The sequence below is a fragment of the Ferrithrix thermotolerans DSM 19514 genome, assembly GCF_900128965.1.
GTDB classification, from domain to species: Bacteria; Actinomycetota; Acidimicrobiia; order Acidimicrobiales; family Acidimicrobiaceae; genus Ferrithrix; species Ferrithrix thermotolerans.
On record NZ_FQUL01000004.1, the window covers coordinates 1 to 20,737 of the forward strand.

The window sequence follows — 20,737 nt, forward strand, 5'->3', positions numbered from 1 at the left end:
AACCACTTACTAAGATAGACACAGTTCCAAAGACTCTATGGCCTATTTGCACAACTTTAGGCACACGACCCCCTGAACACCTTCCACCTAAGTAAAAGTGTTCGCCGAGATGTGAGCGTTGTTGATCTGAGATCGAAGACTATGCGGCGAGACTAATGCTGTGCTCGATAGCTGTACTTTTGATTCGATGAGGTGTTATTGGGGCACGATAGTTACCAATGTGCCGATGTGAACCTGAGGATAGACGATGGCGGCGTTGGAAACCGGTAGTTCAACACAACCGAGGCTTTGAGGAAAGCCGTATTGTGAGCGGACAAAGCCGTGTACGGCCTCACTGCCTAAGAAGTAGTTGATCCAGTGGACGAGATCGTGGTACGTCGTCCCGTTGGGGTTTGTCCCACTCATGTAGTCCTGCACGAATCGAAGGTATATAGGGTAGGTTCCATCAGTGGTGTTTAGACCTTGAATGCCTGTATTTACCAACGTGCTAAAGACCATGGAGCCGTTTTCGTATAGGTAGAGCATCTCGGGACGTTGCTTTTCGACTTCGATCCAAGAGTACCTGTGTGGATCGGTCTTATTGGCTACTACGTCCTGGAGAAGAGTTGGCCAGAGTAGGGGATTGTTGAGACCGTTTGTATCGAGATGGTTGAACTGCTCGAAAGACATAACGGCGCCTCTTGTTATTACATTGTAGGTTCCGCTCTGCCAAAGAGATGTAAAGTTTGACGGCATCGACCACTTCCAGTTGAAGCTGCCGACTGGCGTAGTCAAGACTGTACTTGCTAGTTCGTTTACCGAGTTTGTGGGTAGAGCAGAATTGCTGGTAAAGCTCAAGGGAAGGTAGTTGAGTTGTGCTAGCAGTTGCTGCAGTCGGGTTATGGAGGGAGGCGCTCCTTGAAGAGAAAGTGTGTTCGTTGGAGACGAAACCGACCCATCGCCCTGAGCGATTGCAACCTTTGTCGGCAAGGTCATAGTGAACTGCTCGGACGGCCAAAAGTCTGCCTGTGTCGGTGTGTATGTAATGGAGTACGGCGTGTTAGATACCCACTTGCCCTGTGGTAGGAGAGCGCCGTTTATCTGCGGACTGATGGACGGCATCTTGGCACCAAAGACCTGCGAGACGGGTTTAGACAATGTGATGGTGATTGGTGATGAGGGACTTAGGCTATCTAGAGGTTGGCTGACTACGGCCATTGGGACCGACGATGAGTTTCGAAAGTACGTTATTTGAGAAGGGGTCGGCAAGGACTCCCATGTCTCTGGTGACGCTGCAACGGTGATCGTGCCCGCCAGAGTTGAGCCGATAGAGTCTACCAAAGAGAGTTGTTTTGACCTAGAGGTGAGATCGATGATTTTGGTGCCTGCAGGCCCGTCGATGGCAGCCATTTGAACTGGAGACGAGAAGTAGGCTAGTAAGGGCTTGGTGGGAGAGTCGAAGGCGATCGTGTTCAACAGAGTGGCTTTTGGGGTTATAACCGTCTCCGATAACCGTTCGGTCCTTCCGGTGAGCCAGCTGATCCAAGAGGGACGTTCTACTGTGAAGCTGATGTGAACTTTTACGCCTTCTGCTAACTTTTGCTGAGGTACTAAGTCGCCGTTCACAAGCTTGAACAGAATCGGTCTCCCGTCGACGGAGGCGATCGTGTTCAGAATCTTCTGGCTTACACCAGCCAGCTCGATGTGAGCTAAGGAGGTCTTGGACTCTATGAATCCAGCCTTCGGCCACTCAAGAACGGTAGCGACCGTAGCGCCTATTAGCGCTACGCCGACAAATATACCTGAACCTACAAAGATGCGCTTAGCACCAGAGTGTTTACTGCTATTGTGAAGTGCTCGTTTTCCCTGACTCAATGCCACTTATTCCTCACTTCTTAGAGCATCGGTTCAACTGCACCAAAACTGGAGTTTCCTACCTTGTAGATGCCAATACGGGATACTTCCTACAAGCAAGTGTACATGATAAACGTCAATGGTGCCCAGAACAGAAGCAAACTCTAACTTTATGCTATCCAATTGTGACCTCTTCGCTACCGAGGTGGCTGCGATCCTTGGGTGTTTCTTATGTAGAGTGGATGACCAACGTTACTCTGGAACCTTCGATGGTAGAAACGAAGTTGAGGTCGGACGCAACTGCCGAAACACACGAGATCAAAGATCCTTTAGCGCATCTGTGCAATATGGTACGTTTTATGAGAGTGAACACCATCTGCAAACTTGGCTTTGACGACTGCAATTGATGAAGGTTCTGAGCAGAGGAGCCGGTGTCTAAAAAGTAAGAACGCTCCGCCGAACACTCAGGCTCGAAGGCGGAGCGAGTCCTTAGATTTAATTATCTTCTAAACCAGCCCTTTGAACTGCCAGCTGAGGCGTTGGAGCCACATTGGCATCTTTCAGATACCGGAATATGTCCTAATACTTGCTCTACGTGCTGACCGCATCCGGCCCACGTAGGCTTCTTGCACTTGCTACATGTTACTGCTCTACACATACCCCACAGGGTATAGGCAGTATGCAAGTCGTCCGGTCAAATTTTCGATAAAATTGATACTAACACCTAGTTGTATCATGATAATGGCTCTTCATTGTGGTTGTTAGAGTTCCCCGGAGAGCGGGGAACTCTAACTCAGGATCTCAGCTCACGGAAACGGCTACGGTGTTGGGTACGAGTTCCACCCAGGTGCGACCGGGTGCCAAGGGGATCTTTGTACCAGAACTTAGGTAGTACTGGGTTGGCTCAGCGTAGTTTGGTCGGCTCCAGTATCCCGTGTACTCTCTTCCATTTCGAAATATCATAACTGGTCCCGTGCCGATGGTGATGGAGTGGACTCCATAGACGTTGGTGCCGGTCTCGACGTAAGGGCCAGGTATCGTTTGCACCATCTGCACTACTACGTTGGTTGCATTCTGTTGTGCCCCGCTACTAGAGAGGTCGGGCTGACTTCCATACGATCTCAGCCAGAGCTGCTTTTGTGAACTCCATGTCCAGTTGACCTGAGCAGCGTAAGAGAAGGGTACATAAACGTTCGTAACCGCTGTGCCGCCGCTTGGGACTGACTTTTGAAAGGTAAAGATCCGATTGGGGGGTGTAGTGGATGGGTCAAGAGCGTAGAGATTTTTAGTCGATGTGTACAGGTTCTCGGGGGCGGCTCTAGTAGAGATTCTGTAGTAAGAGTTTATGTATCGGAAAAAGTCTGCATCAAAGAGATAAGGCTTTTGAGAGACTGCGTAACGATCTGGATTTATGCCACCGGCAAACGCAATAATCGGTTTACCCAAAGGCTCAATGACGTGCCAGTCTGTCCAGCGTAAGGAGCGAACCGGTCCTATAGCTGAGGCGTTGTTGCACTGAAATACTGCTATGTATCGAGTGATGCCACCTTCAACCTGGACTTCGTAAACGATGTCGGCCTCTTGCAGGCCACTCTGGGGTCGCGCAGCAGGGTCGTTTCCTACCTTAACTGCCAAGGCGGGTCGCTGGGGTACCGTGCCGTTGGGTGCTGGGAGATCTGTCAGCGGGCAAGTGGCTGAGGTGGTTGATGCGACAGGTGCTGAGTTAGAAGACACTGATGTGGTGCTTGATGGACTTGTTGCGATCGCTGACCGAGGACTTTTCTTTGCAGTAACGTATCTGTAGCCGAAGGCGCCGACGACTACGACTGCCAGGAGTCCTGCAAGTACGCTAAGTTTCAAACTCATGGAGTTGGGACCCTTTGGATTTCTTGGCGTGGCGCTGTGACTGCCAGGCACGTGACCTCCCTCAGTTCACGCGAGCGGTAAGACTCAACGTTGTTATTTGCAGATACTAGCGGTTTTGTCGGCATATTTCACAGAGACCTTAGTGCAAAGTCTTCGTGAATCTCTTGAACCATGTTTGATAAATTTAGTAATTTAGTGGTAGCGTTTCAGTGTGCTTCGATAGTTGTCAATTTAGTTTTTCTTGATTGTAACCTACGTTAAAGTATGTAAGGTTAGGTTCCTGAGAGTAGTTTTAGGCATATTTCCGACGGGAGGGAAAGCGATATGGTGGCCAAAACTAAGTCGAATGCGAAAGGTGTTATACCTCGGTACAGCCCTATCCAGATCCTAAATTCAGAGGGAGAACTGACAGGTCCTTCGCCTGAGATCAAAGACGAGCTGTTACTTGAGATCTACAAGTACATGATTTTGGGCCGTACCTTTGATCAGCGCGCACTTTCTCTCCAACGTCAGGGAAGGATCGGAACATACGCACCTATCTCAGGACAAGAAGCAGTGCAGGTTGTGAGCGCAATGTGTCTCAAAGAGGACGACTGGATGTTTCCAACCTATCGAGACTATGCAGCTATGTATGTGCATGGGATGCCCATGAGGGATCTGTTTCTGTTCCCGATGGGGCACCCTCAAGGAGGAAGGGCGCCTCAAAACGTTAACATCTATGCAATCTCGATCTCGATAGCGACTCATCTTCCTCACGCCGTGGGGGCGGCTTGGGCGTCTAAGATCAAAGGCGAGTCAAAGGCATTCATAACCTATCACGGAGACGGTGCTACCTCGGAAGGAGACTTCCACGAGGCCATGAACTTTGCGGGGGTTTTCCAGGTTCCTTTGGTAACGATCTGCGAAAACAACGGATGGGCTATAAGCCTTCCGAGAGACCATCAGACACACTCCGAGACCATTGCCCAAAAGGGAGAAGCCTACGGTATACCTTCTTTTATGGTCGACGGGAACGACCCGTTGGCGGTCTACAAAGTTGTAACAGAGGGCCTCGAGAGAGCCAGGGCAGGGGAGGGGCCAACGTTCATAGAGGCCGTTACCTATCGTCTTGGACCGCATACGACAGCTGACGATCCCGGCAGATACAGAAGTCAGGAAGAGCTGGATCAGATGAAGCAGAAAGATCCACTAGTGAGAACCTCGCTATATCTGCGTAAACTCAACCTGCTTAGTGAGGCAGAGGAAGCTGCTATGTGGGAGGAGGCTAAGACGGTCGTTGGCGAAGCGCTGAAGGCTGCTGAGAGTATCGCACCGCCAGAGCCAGACTTCTTCTTCCATCATGTGTACGAAGAACCTACTCCCAATATTTTGAAACAGATGCGCGAGTTCGTAGCTGAGGAGGCAGAGTAAATGGCGAAACTTACTATGGTGCAGGCGATAAACCAGGCTCTAAGACAAGCTATGGAGTCAAATCCTGAGGTAATGGTTCTAGGAGAGGATGTCGGCAGGGATGGAGGCGTCTTCAGGGCTACTGAGGGTCTCATCGAAATATTTGGAAGCGAGAGAGTTGTGGACACTCCTCTGTCCGAGTCGGGTATCTTGGGAACTGCGATTGGACTTGCGGTATATGGTCTTCGTCCGGTTCCAGAGATTCAGTTTATGGGGTTTTTGTACCCGGCCTTCGATCAGCTCGTCTCGCAGGCTGCGAGAATTCGAACACGAAGTACATCCCGCTTTACCTGTCCTTTGACGCTTAGAGTTCCCTACGGAGGCAACGTCAAGTCTCCGGAGCTGCACTCCGACTCTCTTGAAGCGCTGATTGCGCACTCACCAGGAGTCAAAGTGGTTACTCCCTCTAATCCATACGACGCGAAAGGCCTCCTTTTGGCTGCAATCATGGATCCCGACCCGGTAGTATTTGCCGAACCCTTAAGACTTTATAGAGCTACCCGGGAGGAGGTACCAGACGCATGGTATCAGATCGAGCTGGGAAAGGCGAAGGTTGCAAGAGAAGGAAGTGACGTCACGGTAATAGCCTGGGGATCCATGGTTCCAACCTCCCTGAGAGCTGCCGATATGGCTGAAGAAGAGGGAATCTCTGTAGAGGTCGTAGATCTAAGGACTGTGTCCCCAATCGATGTGGACACGATTCTGCGTTCAGTAGCCAAGACCCATAGGGCGATAGTGGTACACGAGGCTCCAAAGACGGCGGGACTTGGTGCTGAGATAGCAGCTACCCTAGCCGAAGAAGCGATATTGGACCTTGAGGCTCCCGTGATGAGGGTTACCGGTTACGATACCCCGTTCCCCGTGCCGGCAGTAGAGCGAAGCTATGTGCCTTCAGATCGACGGGTTATGGAGTCCATTCGTGCCTGTGTAAAGTTTTGACGTTTCGCCTAAAGCCTACTAAAGGTGAAGTGAGTCGGAAGCAAGTTTCGGAGGTGTATTGATTTGGCTTATGAGTTTCGCATGCCCGACGTTGGAGAAGGCATCACAGAGGGAGAGGTTCTACGCTGGTTCTATGACATAGGCGACAAGGTGGACGAGGACGCTCCTCTGGTTGAGGTGCAAACCGATAAAGCGGTTGTTGAGATTCCGTCCCCGAGTGCGGGACTCTTACTGCGCCGGGGAGCCCAAGAGGGTGAGGTTATAGACGTGGGCAAGGTGTTGGCCGTGATCGGTGACTCCCTTGACGCAGAAGATAGTCCGGTCGAAGTGGCGCCTAAGAGCCCGGAGTCAAAAGATGGATTCGACGGTCGCAACAACGACGCAGTGTCTCCGCAGAGTCTTGGCACAACATCAGCTTCGGTCCTCGATGCTCCTAATCCCACACTGAATCGTAGAGTGTTAGCCATGCCTTCGGTTAGAAAACTCGCTAGGGACCTAGGGGTAGACATTTCTCTTGTGAGCGGCACTGGCTCAGGCGGGCGTGTCCTTGCCCATGACGTTCGAGCCTTCGTTGACCAGCCCAAAGGTAAGTCACCTGTGTCGTCGCCTAAGAGGATTTTGGAGGAGGCCTCGTCCGATTCCGTGCTTGAGATTCATGACGAAGATCAGCACCTTGAAATAGACCATGACGTACCTCGGCAAGTCATGACGGATGTCCGAGTGCCACTGAAGGGCCTGCGCAGGAAGATAGCAGAGCACATGGTAGAAAGCGTCTCCAAGATACCTCATGTGACGACATTCGACGAGGTCGAGATATCTCGATTGGTAGAGCTAAGATCTAGGCTCAAGCCCTTGGCTGAACAGCAAGGGGTCAAGCTTACTTATCTTCCCTTCATCGTGAAGGCGGCCGCCTCCTTGCTTCGGAAGTACCCTTATCTGAACTCTTCCTTTGACGATGAGGCGCAGGAGATCGTGCTTCACCAGAGAGTCAACTTTGGAATAGCTACTGCGACTGAAGCTGGTCTCATGGTTCCGGTTGTTCAAGATGTTGATAGAAGATCGGTGCTGGATCTCGCTAAAGAGATCGATAGATTGGCTGCATCATCCAGAGAACGTACAGTTACTCTTGATGAGCTAAGAGGCTCCACTTTCTCAGTCACAAACATAGGAGTGGTAGGTGGTACGGCCGCCACGCCGATCATTAACTATCCAGACTCTGCGATCTTGGGTGTCTACAGACTTGCGAAAAAGCCGGTGGTTATGGACGGAGCGATCGAGGTAGGTCAGATTCTTCCTCTGAGTCTTACTTTCGATCACCGTATTGTGGACGGGGAGACCGGAGCTAGATTTTTGTCTGAGCTTTGTGGGTTGTTAGCCGATCCCGAGTTGCTGCTACTGGAGATGATCTAGGTGGTCGTAGGTGAGTTGACTATCGAGTGTGACCTTTTAGTCGTCGGAGGGGGTCCAGGTGGCTACGTGGCGGCGATCCGTGGGGCACAACTAGGTCAAGACGTGGTCCTGGTCGAAGAGAATGTCGTTGGCGGGGTATGTCTCAACGTCGGATGCATTCCGTCCAAGGCTCTCATTACCGTGGCCAACAAGGTAGATCAGATGGGTCACCTCAAGGAAATGGGCGTCTCCGTTGGCTCCTTGGATGTGGACTTTAGCCAGCTCATGCGGTACAAGGATCAGGTGGTGTCCCGCCTTACCTCTGGAGTTGCACAGTTACTAAAGGGTAACGGTGTTGAGGTGGTGCAAGGTAATGCAACGTTTGTTTCTGCGAACCTGGCAAGGATACAGCTTGCTCATGAGGTACAGCAGGTCAGATTTAAGAACGCCATAGTTGCAACAGGTTCTCGACCCCTAGAACTGCCTTCGGTTCCGGTGGATCACGAGGTTGTGGTGGACTCTACCGATGCTCTTAGCTTTAGTGAGATTCCTAAACGACTGGTGGTCGTAGGTGGTGGCTATATCGGTCTCGAGATAGGAACCGCTTATCGCAAGTTAGGTTCTGAGGTGACCGTTGTAGAGGCAACTTCGCAATTGTTGGGAGCTATGGATCAGACGTTGTTGGCTCCCGTTGCGAAAAGACTTAAGGCGCTAGGTGTTACTACCCTGCTCTCTACGAAGATAGTTGGAGTCTCAAGAAAAGGTAATGAGGTCTTAGTTTCACTAGAGAGAGATGGCGTTGCTGAGACGCTCCAGGCAGACAAAGTTGTGGTGGCTGTCGGCAGAACACCTAACTCTCAAAGCCTCGGTCTAGAGCACCTTGGAGTTGCTTTAGATGAAAAGGGATTTATCGTTGTAGACGATCAACGCCGAAGTAGCGTCAAGTCGATATTCGCAATCGGGGATGTGGCGGGGGGTGCGCTGCTAGCTCACAAGGCGTCCTTTGAGGGTAAGGTTGCGGCAACCGTTGCGGCTGGAAAGAAGGATGCGTACGATCCAGTTGCGGTTCCAGCGGTGGTGTTTACCGATCCAGAGATCGCTTCAGTGGGCTTGACTTTGTCAGAAGCCGGACGTCTTGGGTACAAGGCAAAGGCAACACGGTTTCCGTTTGCAGCCATCGGAAGGGCGGTCTCGATCAACGAGACAGAGGGCTTCTGTCAGGTGGTCTACGATGAGGCCGCCGAAACGATACTTGGCATACATCTTGTTGGGCCTGAGGCGTCAGATCTGCTTGGTGAGGCTTCTGTGCTCGTTGAGTTTGGGGCGACTCTAGAGGACGTGGGTCGAACGATTCATGCGCATCCGACCCTGGCTGAAATCTTTATGGAGGCAGCCGAGGTAGGCCTCGGTCTTCCGGTGCATCAGTTGCCTCGGAAGTCATAGTTCGCCTGTATAAGGTATTTTTCGCATCTGTTACAAAGTAAAGTGAAGGGCTCCTTAAGAGATCTCTGAATTTAGCCTTTCTGTAACAAAGCGGACAAGCTTACGAAACAGGCCGAGGGTAGCTTTGAGCAACTGTAAAACCTATCAAGGAGGCTTTGCTTTGCTTGTACCTTATGCGTCTTGGCTTCATCCAGGCGATAACTCCTGGCAGTTAACCGCTGCCACGTTAGTTGGCTTGATGAGTATTCCAGGACTAGCCGTCCTATACGGCGGACTTGTCCAGAAGAAGTGGGTCGTAAACACCATGATGATGGCGTTCTCCGCCTTCTCTGCGGTGCTAGTCGTGTGGGTTCTCTGGGCGTTCAAGATGGGTTTCGGTGTTCCTGCGAACCTTGGACCAGGAATGTTGGGTTCTTTCGTGGGTCACCCTGGACCAGTTATCAACAGTCTTTCTGAACAGGGACAGGCTCAGATTCCGCTTCTAAACGGCCTCATGCCGAAGTTCCGGTTTCCTGAGTCCAGCCTTGTTTACTTTCAGTTTGTCTTTGCAGGAATCGCTCCACTGCTGTTTCTCGGATCCGTCTTGGGACGCATGAGCTTTCGGGCGTGGATGATCTTTGTGCCCCTATGGTCCACATTCGTCTATGCGGTCGATGCCTTTTTGATCTGGGGTGGAGGTTACTTTGCCGCAAAAGGTGGCTTGGACTACTCTGGGGGTTACGTCATCCACCTCTCAGCCGGCATAACTGGATTTGTGGCTGCAGCTGTGATCGGTCCCCGTCTCAGAAAGGACCGGGAGACCACAGCGCCAACAAATCTGCTGTTAGTTGCCGTTGGTGCTGGAATTTTATGGTTAGGCTGGAATGGATTCAACGGAGGGGATCCTTATTTTGCCTCGGCAGATGCCTCAGCTGCAGTGCTCAACACGAATATGGCTACTGCGGCCGCCCTTTTGACCTGGGTATTCATGGATGCCTTCAGCCACATAAAGAAGCCGACCTTTTTAGGAGCGGTAAATGGGATGATCGTTGGTCTGGTTGCCATTACTCCGGCGGCTGGTTACGTAAATGGCTATGGTGCCATTGCGATTGGGTTTATTGCGTCTTTTGTAGTTTGGTTCTCATTCAACAAACTCTCGCAGAGGTGGTTCTTCGCTAAGGTAGACGACGCTTTGGGAGTCGTACATACTCACGGAGTTGCAGGACTTATGGGTGGCCTTTTGACTGGGGTGTTTGCCGATCCAAAGATGATAGAGTACCTCGGAGTCGGTAAAGTCGGGAGTTCTTCGGCTAAAGGGTTGATCTACGGACACCCATGGCAGGTCGTTATTCAGCTCTATACGGGGCTATGGGTTATCGGATGGAGTGCTCTTATGACTTTTATTCTCCTCAGGCTGGTCAAACTGATTACACCTCTACGCATGGATGAAGAGACGTTGGAGATAGGAGATCTTGCGATCCATGGTGAACAGGTTGAGCCATCTGAGACCGCTCGAAGGGTCATTCCAGCAGCCTACGAGTACGACCAGGTGGGTCATGGAGGGGAGCAAGACACACCAGTCAAAACTATGAAGGTCGAGGAGCTATAACGAAAGACAGACCGATTACTCGAATCTGACTGCTAGTTAGCAAAGCTGGAAAGTGCCAGGTCTAGGTACCAAACGAGGTTACCTGGACCCGGCAACTTTCTTTCATGAGGGAGACCCTGGGTGGGTCTTGTGCCGATGTGAGTGAATCTTCGGTAGAGACGGTGAACGACTCCCACTCGAAATGATAAAGGGGGGTAGAAATTTCCGTAACAACACCTCCGGATCGACTCAATCAGGTTTTACCTTGTTTTAGGCGACTGCCATTCGTCTCCGATCGAGCGCCTCTCTTCTTTGAGTTCCGTTGCACAACCTGCAGCTTGCAGGTCTTTTGGATAGATAGAAAAAGCGTAGGCTATGCGATATTTGCTCCGTCGGCGTCTGTGTCGCTATCCCCATGTTGACTACTGATGAGCGTTAGAGAACCTTGTACGTGGCTGTAGGAGCTGGGTATGGTAGTCAGAATAAAGTCGAAACGACCGATTCGGGGGAACGCCAACACTCCTCTGAGGGCCCGAGCGTTCACAAGTGTAACTTTGCCCCGCCCAAGTAGGTGATCGAATCTCAGAGAGACCAATGCCCTAGAGTTTACCAGATCAAGGTAACCTGATGGTTGAGGAACTCCGCTGGCTGCGATGGTAACCGCTCCGATCCTGCCGTGATCGAGGGAACCCTCCACCCATACCCTCACCACCTGCTTGATGTTGGGGTTCGACGCAGATGCCGAGCCATAGAACCGAATTACCATAGGTAGACGATTTTCTCCATCTGGTCCGTTGGGCAGAATCCCCGAGCGAAAGGCGGAGTCAGACGAGGAACCTTGGCGACCCTGAGGTTGAAGAGGAAGGATCTGAGAGTTCGAGGATGAGGCGTTATGGTAGGTGACTGTTACCTGGCTATTGAGCAGGTATGAGGGAACTGCTAAAATTGCTACGAAGGCAAGTGCTGCACCCGCAAGATATCGACCAGAAAGAGTTCGTCTTGTTCGGATCTTAGGTGAAATTGTGCTCCAAATGTTGTTGAGTTTTGGTATCTTCCTGTTCAGGACAGCCAAAGCGATAGGCGTGACGGGGAGAAGAAGTAAGGGTTGTAAGCCGATGACGATCTGATCCACTACAACTTGGGATATCGCAGAACTATAGAAGATGAGCCTGAGGGTATCAGCTGAGAGCGGGGTCGACTGGCTCGGATACTGAACGACGATGGCAGCTCCAGCTATGACCATCAGCCAAACTATCGCCAATGATCCCGTGACTAGGTGGGCGAGCAGCGTATGCGTGTTTGGTAACCCACGCCTTTCAAAGTATGAGAGGAGCTCAAAGGTGGTGCCTAGCGTGAAGAGAGTTTTCAAAACACGCATTCGTACCTTCGAAGCTACCTGCGATAGTTCGCTGATGGCCAAGGCGATCGCAATTGATGCAATAAACGCTGCTACAGCGGCTGTCGAAGACAGTGTTAACTCGGGCACGCTATGCTACCTCCCTCCCGCACCTTTTACTTTCTGCCATTAATTGTTATAGTTGTTTTATGTGAGAACGCTGGGTAGGTTAGCGTTGTTCACTTAAGATTTGCTAAAGAATCAGACTGAGTTTTCCGATAGACACAACTTTGTCAAGTTGGACCCGGACTCTGGCAAAGCTGCGTCAGGTAACGACTCAGTGGATGACGGGGCAATCTCTCTAGTTGGATTGAGACATCTAGACGATACAGAGAGGCTCTAGATCGATGCAGGTAGCCGTTGTGGATGAGAAACTGGGTCTTGCTTATCTACTGCTTGGAGAGAATAACTCAAAGGGTCAAGACTCTGGTATGAGATCTCCGTAGTGCGGCTGTTATATGGATGGGTACAATTGGGCTGTGGACCTAAACGAAAGCTTTGACCTGTTCGAACAACGAGATACGATAACGGTGTCGGACCTCTGCAGAGCGGTCGGTGAGGCCCTATCACCTGTAACCGGATCTATTCACAGGGTTAGATGTACGGTATCGTCAGCAAAACGTAACCAAAGAGGACACATCTTCTTCGACATGGTAGATGCCATGGAGGTGGGAGGCTTCTCTAAGTCCGTTACCGCAAAGATGCCAGCGGTTATCTGGAGCGCCGAGGCGAGCGTCATCTCTAGACAGTTGGCGCAGCGCTCCCTGCCTTCATTTGCAGACGACCTTGAAGTTGTAGTTGTGGGGAAACTGAACTTCCATGTTGTCTATGGAATGAGATTTCAGGTCTTGGATCTTGACTACGATGCGTTACGCCGGGATGAACTGATCAAACTCGAAGAGATTAGACGCGCGCTAAAGAAAGAGGGTCTATGGGACCGAAATAGGTCGCTGCCTGCTCCATATCTTCCTCTGAAGATAGCACTGGTGACCTCAGCAAGCGGAGTAGTAAAGCAAGACTTTATAAATCCCCTCTTAGAAAGTGGTCTCAATTTCGCTGTTAGGCTCTATCCAACCTCAGTTGCGGGTCCCTACGCAGTCGGAGATCTCGTTCAGACCCTGGAAATGGCAGGTCGTGGCGGGCATGATCTGATCGTGTTGATACGCGGTGGAGGAGGGGCCCAGGAGCTGTCGATCTTCAACGAGGAGAAGGTAGTTCGAGCTGTGGCGGAGTCCCCTCTTCCAATCTGGTGCGCCATTGGGCACTCTACCGACTCGGTGCTGGTAAATGAGGTTGCCTCTCGTTTTTTCGATGTTCCCCAAAGCGTAGCAAAGGAGCTCACCTCCTTAGCTCTTGAGTATTTAAGATCAATTATGGATAGTGCACAACGAGTGGCCTTCTTCGCTTCGAAGGTGGCAGAGCGAGAGCTGGAGTTACTGAAGAGGGAAAAGTTGAGAGTCGCAATGGCCTATGATTCTTTCAATAAGAGGTTGCTCTCATCGTTAGTCGATTCCTTGCAAAACATAAGACATGAAGCTTCTACTTTGTTATCCCAACAGTTCCATGCTTTGGCCATTGCGGTGGGCACTGTAACTGAGTCCTTGGGAAGAGAGCTGGCAACACATAAAACCGATATCTTGGAGTCGCTTGCTGAGTTTAGATTTGGACTTCTGGGCCTACTAAGAGATGAGGAGGCAGGGATAGGTAGATCGCTTGCTGAGTTTAGATTTGGACTTCTGGGTCTTCTAAGAGACGAGGAGCTTGATGTGCAAAGGTACCCTTTGGGCCATGGTCATCAGCTTCTTAGTCTTGTAGAGTCTGAAGGTAGGTACTTGTCAGCCGCTCTTGGTAATGTTGTAAAGAGAGATCCAGAGGAGCCGTTAAGGGCTGGTTTTGCTATGGTAAGCGATGCCGAGGGGCGTTGGGTGGTCTCCGCTGCTCAAGCGGTTAGTACTGGGGTAAGCCAAATTCGATTTATCGATGGTGGTGTTCCTGTGAAGGTAGTCGAGGAGTAGATAGATGTCAGAAGTAGACCTTGCAAGCTTTAGCTATGAAGAGCTAAAGGGACAGTTGCAACAGATAGTCGACGACCTATCGGCAGGTAACGTAAAGATAGACGACGTATCGAAGGTTGTAGAGAGGTCCCGTCTTATTGTCGCTGAGTGTCAAAGAAGGCTCAAAGGTACGAAAGAACAGATAGAGGCGATGATGGCGGAGATTCAAGGCAGCGATCTATAGTCTCAAAATACCCTTCGTCGCTCGGTGTAGGATCTCCCGGCAGTTAGATAGGTTTTGATGCAGCCAACTTCCTCTTTATGTTTGTGAAAGTTGGGAATTCAACTACTGGTAATCCTGCTAAGCTACCTGTGTCTGATTCGCCCTCGTAGCTCAGGGGATAGAGCGGTGGTTTCCTAAACCATGTGTCGCAGGTTCGAATCCTGCCGGGGGCACAAAGGCTTTCCGTAGCTCACTTGTAAGGCTTGTTGCGTTTGCTAGCCTTTGTTTTGCGGCTTAGTGTTAGATGAGGTAGAGCCGTTTGTGGCTCCCTGGCAGTCTTAGTCGCAAGTGGTGAAATTTCAGCAGCATACTGACGGTTCTCTGGCGGTTGTCAAGCTCTCTTACTATCTTGTTCCATAATCTCTTTGTTGTTGGCACCGGAAGTTCCCCCATTTTTTGAAGGCCTTCGACTGCTTGGGTAGTAGCTCAAGACAGTGGTAAAGTGTGAATCGAGTCCTGACGAAGATTTAAGTTAGTGTTCATCTAACGTACAACAAACGGTTTGCATTAGGTCAATTACGTGCCTTAGTGTCTCAGCCATGAGAGTTACGAAAGTCGTCACGCGCACTAAGAAGTCAAAGATATCTTTGCTCTTTGGTGCTTTGTCATCGCTAGCCTTGGCTGCCTGTGGATCTACGTCGGCATCCTCGACCCCTACCACTGCAGCTGCAGCTTCGGTAAAGAAGGTGCCCCTGGTCGTCTACGCTGCTGAAGGATACGACGCAGCCGAGGTTAAAGGTTTCCAGCAGGCGACCGGTATCCCCACGGAACTGGAAGATCACTCCACCGGCACTTTGCTTGCTAAAATCTCTGCAGAGGCTAACAACCCCCAATGGGGAGTTTTCTGGTCTGACGGTTCAGAGTCTTATGCAGCCCTAGACCAGCAGGGAATGTTGCTCAGAGGTTTTGAGCCTACCTCAGGACAACTCACCGCTTTGGGCAAGTCGCTTGTACCCGCAGATAAGAGCTACATTCCCACGGGTACTACGATCGCTGGCGCCATAGTGTACAACTCCAAGGTTGTTACTAATCCTCCTACCTCTTGGCAGCAGCTTCTGTCGCCAACCTGGAAGGGTGCGGTTGGGATGAACAACCCTGCTATCTCTGGGCCAACCTACCCTGTTGTCGCATCTATTATGGACCAACTAGGTGGGATTAGTAAAGGAGAGGCTTACTTCAAGGCTCTCGCTGCGAACGGTCTTCACGTATACTCGACCAATAAGGTGACCCTGGGGGCTCTCTTGCAGGGCACCATAAAGCTGGCGATCGTCCAGAACTCAGCTGGAATTGGCTTTCAGTTCACCAATCCGGCGCTAAAGGTTGCCTACCTGGATAAGTCTGCTCTTTTGCCAAGTGTTATCGGAATTGACGCAAAGCAGTCCAAGGCGGAGATCGCAGAGGCCAAGGAGTTCGCTAACTTCGTCTACTCTCCTAAAGGCCAACAGCTGATGTTATCTGGAGATCCCCATGGAGATTCGCTCTTCTTTCCGATCATCGTGGGAACCAAAGCTCACAAGGTTGTTCCTCAGTTGTCTTCGATACCCACTGACTACCCTAACCCCTTCGTCTGGGGACCCCGAGAGGCATCTTTGAACCAGTGGTTCACAACTAATATCGTCCAGTGAGAGCCCCTTTATACACAAGGGATAAGGAGGTAGCTGTCACCCTACCTGAGGGTGACAGCTACAGGGTTGAACCAGGGGTTAAAGACAAGGAACGATTCCCATCTCTGATAGGTTCCGTATTGGCAAAGGCGGTAGGCTGGCCCATACTGTGGGTTGTCCTAGCGGTTATCTTGATCGTTCCCAGTGCTTCTTTTCTAGTACTTGCGTTTTCTCCTAAGCTATTTGGTCAAGGGTCTTCGTACTTCACCCTCTCAAACTTTATTCAAGGCTTACAAGGCGTCACCTTGCAGGGGATGCGTGACTCTGTAGTGGTTGGCCTAGTGGCAGCGGTCTTGGCTACGGCTGTAGGCGCATTCTTGGCCTACGTCCTCCAAAGAACCACGCTAAGGGGTAGATCTCTTGTATCTGTCGGTATATGGGGAACTCTTCTACTTCCGAGCTATGTTATTGCAGTTGGCTGGCAGGTTCTACTGGATAGAGGGGGAGTCCTCTCTTCGGTGCACCTGTACTCTCCGACCCTTTTGAATCTCTTCTTTGGTCCAGGCGGATATGCGTTGATCCTTGCGATAAAGGGAGTTCCCTTTGCCTACCTGGCCCTTTCGGGCCCGATAGCGGCGCTCGGAAGTAGTTATGAAGAGGCGATCCGTGTACACGGCGGAAGAAGGTCTGACCTTCTCAAAACTCTGACGCCGATTATATTGCCGGCTATTTTCTCATCCTTGGTGATAGTCTTTGCCGAGTCGATAGCCGATTTCGGGACAGCTGCGGTGATAGCCCCCAATGCACACTTCCCGGTTGCAACCTATATGCTCTACGTTTCTCTATCGTCGTACCCGGCAAACTTTCCCTTAGCCGCTGTTATCGGTTGGCTTTTGGTATCGACGTTAGCGCTTGCCTTGTTGGCGCAAAATCGTGCCTTGAAGAGGAGAGGTTTTGGAACTCTCGGTGGCAAGAGCGGAGTTGCAAAGGTTAAGAAGCTCGGGGGCTTGGGTCAGCTGGGCTACGGTTTGTTAGTGGCCTTGTTCCTGTCTATATCGTTAGGCATTCCGATTCTAGGAGCTATCGCTTCATCGCTTTTGAAGCCACTCAGCAGCATGGCTCTGTCTAACCTGTCTCTATTCGCCTACCGCTCCGTATTCTCCCTTCAGGGCTTCTCCTCGTCTGTGGTGTTTTCCATGAAGATGGCGGCGATAACTGCTTTGTTAGGTACCGTCCTGGCGGTCTTGGTGGCGCGAAGACTTACCAACGGACGCTTGGGTATCTTTGGCCGACTGTTGGACGTTACGGTGCTCGTTGCCGTCGCACTTCCCGGCTTGGTGCTTGCAGCAGGTTATATTTTCACTTATAACCTCCCATTGCTAGATAGGATGGGTGTCCATCTCTACGGCACGACCACCGTTTTGGAGATGGCATACTTAGCGGGTGCCCTGCCTTCTTCTTCCAGAGTTCTCGTAGGACCAATGGCGCAACTGCGGAGCTCTTTGTTGGAGGCAGCTAGAGTCCATGGCTCGGGACCGTGGCGGTCCTGGTCAAAGGCAGTGCTTCCCTTAGTAGCTCCCTCGATCCTCCGAGCCGCACTTTTGACTTTTGCTGGGACGTTTCTCGAGCTACCTGCTTCAGAGTTGCTTTCACCTCCAGGTGTTACACCTGTCTCTGTGGCTATAGTCCAGGTACTCAATAAATCGGATCTCTATCAAGGTACCGCGCTTTCAATCGTGGCGCTTGGAATTGACTTAGGAGTGATCGCAGCTGCGATAGTACTATTCCGTGTCTTTGCGCCAAAGGGATGGCGCCGAGTTGGGGGTCGGGTTATCTAGTTGAGCGATAGAACTATTTCTCAAGAGGTTGCTCCGGATCTCTCCGTTGTATCCGTCTCAAAGACCTACGAAGGAGGTAAGTGTGCACTCTCTGAGGTAACTTTTGAGGCGGAAGCCGGTTCATTCGTCGTTTTGCTTGGCCCCTCTGGCTCAGGGAAGTCAACGCTTCTTAGATGCATAGCTGGGCTTGAACGTGTGAGTTCTGGGAGTATCAGTTTTTCAAAGAGGACTGTGAGTTCCTCAACGCTTCACGTAAAAAGTGAGGACCGACAGTTGTCAATGGTATTTCAGGACTATGCCCTGTGGCCTCACATGACAGCCTTAGAGAACGTGGCGTTTGCTCTAAGGAGAAGAGGGTTGGGTAAGAGCGAAAGGAATGCAAGCGCTGCCTCGATGCTTGAGAGGATGGGTCTTGGGCATCTAGCTTCTAGATACCCTCAGGAGTTATCAGGCGGTGAACAACAGCGAGTAGCTCTAGCGCGTGCTTTGGTAGCTAGACCCGGGCTCATGTTGTTTGACGAGCCACTTTCTAACCTGGACGCAGATCTGCGAGAGAGGCTGCGTGTTGAGATCTCTACGCTGACGAGGGAGGTGGGAGCAACTGCTCTTTATATCACCCACGACCAGTCCGAAGCGTTTGCGTTGGCGGATTACGTGGGTGTCTTGGAATCAGGGAGGCTCGTCCAGTTCGATCGCCCAGAGAGACTTTACCTTTTCCCTAAAACTCCGTTTGTGGCTCGATTTACCGGTTTAGCGGGCGATCTCCCGGGAGTGGTTGCGTCTACCGATGAAAGGAAACACATCGCAGTCACGCAAGTTGGACCCCATAGCTTCAAGGCATCCTATTCAGAAACCTTAGCCGTTGGGGACAAGGTTCGAATGCTCATAAGAGCTAAAGCTGCACTTATGGTACCGTCTTCAGAGCATGATGTCGATGGGTTTGGACAGTCTCTATTTGGAAGCGTGACCGACGTTGCTTTTCGGGGCATTGGCTACGAACACGTAGTCGAGATCTTTGACGGTCACAGACTTGAGGGAATATTTAGTGGTGAGAGATATGGGCGTGGGACCAAGGTCAAGGTTGAGCTAGATCCTGAAGGGTGCATACTTTTTGCTGAATAGCTATGGCCTAAACAGAAAAGCCTTATCTGTTTGAGTTCGTGGTTTTGGGTGGTAGGTTCGCGAATTTGTAGCTACCTCATTTGTTGTCTGCGAGATCGAATTGATCTCTATGCGGTTGCTACCTTGACTTGGTTCCACTATTTGAATGGAACCCCGAGTATTGCTCCCTCCAGGTAGGAGGGGTTGTCTTTATCCAAGATGCGGTCGTTGAGAAGTTGTGTAAGCTCCCCACTGTCTTGGAGCTTAGAGAGGTACTTACAGCTGCAAATCACCTGTTGGCGATCTTTTGGACCATTATATACATCCGGCAATTGAATCATGGAAGGCCACCACTCACATAAGGTGAGAGGAGCCGGCGCTATGGATTGCATGGGATATGGCCAGAGATCTATAGCTACACCTTGGTCCTGTAACTCTCGAGCTAGACGCATTAGCCTGGCGATACCCAGTATCGACTGGCTACCTACAGATCCAGCACCGTAGAGCTGGAAGGGTGACGATATGAAACGCCGGCCGCTTATGGTTCTTGCGCCCTGGTCGCAGTTTCTGTACTCGCCAATAAGTTCCAAAGACCGTTTGTCCTTGTGAGCGTAGAGCCAAGGTTGCGATGAGTGTCGCGTTGGATGGCCCCAAAATACTCTCTGGCCGATCGCTCGGTTTAGTTCAGACGCCACATCGAAGCGATTGTTGCGGTTCTTAGAATCATCAACGACGGATCGCTCCAAGTATAAGTAGAGGTGCACGATCTCAGTTGGAAGCAGATTAACAGAGAAGGGATTACTGTCCTCATGGGTTGCGAGGCCTCTTGTGCATCGATAGAACGTTTCAATAAAGGAAGCGGGATAGGAGATAGCGAAGTCGAGTGCTAACAACGCTCGGTGCTGATCGTCGACCGAGTCTTTGACAACGGCTTTGATGATCTCGCTTAGTCTGAACCTAGTAGGGGGATTGTATAGCTCTACCCCTTCAAAAGGGGCACGGATCACTCCTAGCCAGATTGTGTCTTTCCCTGTCTTTGGGCGAGAGGAAGCGCTGTAGTCAACTACCATTATGGTTTCGAACATCTTGCGCACAGCCTATCTAATGACTTACGGCTAGGGTCTTTTGTGGATAAGGTTCGAAGAGGTTAATCGATGACACACAAGACACTAATTTTGCCAGAGGAACTACCGGAGATGAGTCGCCGTCTTGGAGATCGACTAGTCCTTTTGGATGTGACCTGGATTCTTGGGCGCAACATAGGTGGTTGTTACTACGAGAGAGCACACCTGCCAGGCGCACGGTTTCTTGATTTTGAAGATGTCATGGCTTCAAAAGCGGGAGCTATGGGCCGTCACCCTTTGCCTAGCAAGACGCAACTTGAGGAAGACCTCTCAAGGGTCGGAGTGAGCCAAGAGCAGACTGTCGTCTTTTATGATCACGGAGATACGTTAGCTGCTTCTCGCTCTGCGCTGGTTCTACGACACTTCGGGCACAAGAAGGTGCATACCCTCTTGGGTGGTTTCGGACGTTGGGCGGCAGAGGGGAGATCGGTTTCCGTTGGTCGATTCGAACCGATCTCGACCCGATATGCTTTCGACTCCTCGTCTGCCTCAAAGTCCTTTATCGACGTTGCGGGGTTGATGGAAGGAGAGAGGGTACTTATAGATGTAAGAGATAGAGTTCGCTACACAGGGCGCTACGAGCCGATTGATAAAGTAGCTGGTCATATACCCAACGCGATCAACTTGCCCTACAACGAGGTGTACTCGTTGCAGTCTGGTATCGATCGTGCAAAGATTCAGAGGTTCTGTGAGAAAAATCGGCTTTCTTCAGACTCAAACCTTATTACCTACTGCGGATCAGGTATTACCGCCTCGTTTATGGCTCTCGCCTTCGAGTATCTCGGTCAGGCAACTCCCTTAGTCTATGCAGGTTCATGGTCGGAGTGGATCGAGGACAGCAGCAGAGAGGTGATAGTCGAGCCATAGAGCCATGCTTCCTTCATATAGGGTACAAAGACTCTAGACATAGC

15 protein-coding genes and 1 tRNA gene are annotated in these 20,737 nt (G+C 51.0%); 12 read left to right on the forward strand and 4 right to left on the reverse strand.

The window, feature by feature from the left end:
- Window positions 1-195: 195 nt before the first annotated feature.
- Window positions 196-1,854, reverse strand: a complete 1,659-nt coding sequence (locus tag BUA24_RS02250; protein WP_143146340.1) for a L,D-transpeptidase — start codon at window positions 1,852-1,854, stop codon at window positions 196-198.
- 780 nt (window positions 1,855-2,634) lie between these two features.
- A complete protein-coding gene (locus BUA24_RS02260; RefSeq protein WP_143146341.1) occupies window positions 2,635-3,750 on the reverse strand; it encodes a DUF3048 domain-containing protein in 1,116 nt (371 codons plus the stop codon).
- 273 nt (window positions 3,751-4,023) lie between these two features.
- Between BUA24_RS02260 and pdhA the strand changes: the two genes are divergently transcribed.
- The 5 genes from pdhA (at window position 4,024) to BUA24_RS02285 (ending at window position 10,507) form a co-directional block, all read left to right on the forward strand.
- Window positions 4,024-5,109: a pyruvate dehydrogenase (acetyl-transferring) E1 component subunit alpha gene (gene pdhA, locus BUA24_RS02265; protein WP_072788338.1), complete on the forward strand. Its 1,086-nt coding sequence runs from the start codon at window positions 4,024-4,026 to the stop codon at window positions 5,107-5,109.
- The gene (locus BUA24_RS02270) at window positions 5,110-6,087 is read left to right on the forward strand and encodes an alpha-ketoacid dehydrogenase subunit beta (protein ID WP_072788339.1); all 978 of its coding nucleotides are present in this window, start codon (window positions 5,110-5,112) and stop codon (window positions 6,085-6,087) included.
- Window positions 6,088-6,150: 63 nt separating this feature from the next.
- Complete coding sequence (locus BUA24_RS02275; protein WP_084660102.1) at window positions 6,151-7,497, forward strand: dihydrolipoamide acetyltransferase family protein; 1,347 nt, start codon at window positions 6,151-6,153, stop codon at window positions 7,495-7,497.
- On the forward strand, window positions 7,498-8,919 hold the full coding sequence (lpdA, locus tag BUA24_RS02280) for a dihydrolipoyl dehydrogenase (RefSeq protein ID WP_072788341.1): 1,422 nt from the start codon (window positions 7,498-7,500) through the stop codon (window positions 8,917-8,919).
- A 160-nt stretch (window positions 8,920-9,079) separates the two neighbouring features.
- Window positions 9,080-10,507, forward strand: a complete 1,428-nt coding sequence (locus BUA24_RS02285; RefSeq protein ID WP_084660103.1) for an ammonium transporter — start codon at window positions 9,080-9,082, stop codon at window positions 10,505-10,507.
- Window positions 10,508-10,859: 352 nt separating this feature from the next.
- Here the strand turns inward: BUA24_RS02285 and BUA24_RS02290 are convergent, their stop codons facing one another.
- Complete coding sequence (locus BUA24_RS02290) at window positions 10,860-11,972, reverse strand: hypothetical protein (protein ID WP_072788344.1); 1,113 nt, start codon at window positions 11,970-11,972, stop codon at window positions 10,860-10,862.
- A 389-nt stretch (window positions 11,973-12,361) separates the two neighbouring features.
- Between BUA24_RS02290 and xseA the strand changes: the two genes are divergently transcribed.
- From xseA to BUA24_RS02320, 6 genes are all read left to right on the forward strand, one after another.
- On the forward strand, window positions 12,362-13,897 hold the full coding sequence (gene xseA / locus BUA24_RS02295; RefSeq protein WP_072788346.1) for an exodeoxyribonuclease VII large subunit: 1,536 nt from the start codon (window positions 12,362-12,364) through the stop codon (window positions 13,895-13,897).
- Between the two features lie 4 nt (window positions 13,898-13,901).
- On the forward strand, window positions 13,902-14,120 hold the full coding sequence (xseB, locus tag BUA24_RS02300; RefSeq protein ID WP_072788348.1) for an exodeoxyribonuclease VII small subunit: 219 nt from the start codon (window positions 13,902-13,904) through the stop codon (window positions 14,118-14,120).
- A 139-nt stretch (window positions 14,121-14,259) separates the two neighbouring features.
- Window positions 14,260-14,332 (forward strand) — tRNA-Arg (locus BUA24_RS02305).
- Window positions 14,333-14,698: 366 nt separating this feature from the next.
- Window positions 14,699-15,784 carry an ABC transporter substrate-binding protein gene (locus tag BUA24_RS02310; protein WP_072788350.1) on the forward strand — a complete coding sequence of 362 codons (1,086 nt, stop codon included), beginning with the start codon at window positions 14,699-14,701 and terminating at the stop codon, window positions 15,782-15,784.
- Window positions 15,781-17,601, forward strand: coding sequence for an ABC transporter permease (locus BUA24_RS02315; protein ID WP_072788352.1), 1,821 nt, complete (start codon window positions 15,781-15,783; stop codon window positions 17,599-17,601). Before BUA24_RS02310 ends, BUA24_RS02315 begins: the two co-directional genes overlap by 4 nt.
- Window positions 17,602-18,723, forward strand: a complete 1,122-nt coding sequence (locus BUA24_RS02320) for an ABC transporter ATP-binding protein (protein WP_084660105.1) — start codon at window positions 17,602-17,604, stop codon at window positions 18,721-18,723.
- A 137-nt stretch (window positions 18,724-18,860) separates the two neighbouring features.
- On the opposite strand, the gene BUA24_RS02325 is transcribed toward BUA24_RS02320, so the two are convergent.
- On the reverse strand, window positions 18,861-19,787 hold the full coding sequence (locus BUA24_RS02325) for a hypothetical protein (RefSeq protein ID WP_143146342.1): 927 nt from the start codon (window positions 19,785-19,787) through the stop codon (window positions 18,861-18,863).
- 69 nt (window positions 19,788-19,856) lie between these two features.
- Between BUA24_RS02325 and BUA24_RS02330 the strand changes: the two genes are divergently transcribed.
- Window positions 19,857-20,693: a sulfurtransferase gene (locus BUA24_RS02330; protein ID WP_084660106.1), complete on the forward strand. Its 837-nt coding sequence runs from the start codon at window positions 19,857-19,859 to the stop codon at window positions 20,691-20,693.
- Window positions 20,694-20,737 lie beyond the last annotated feature (44 nt).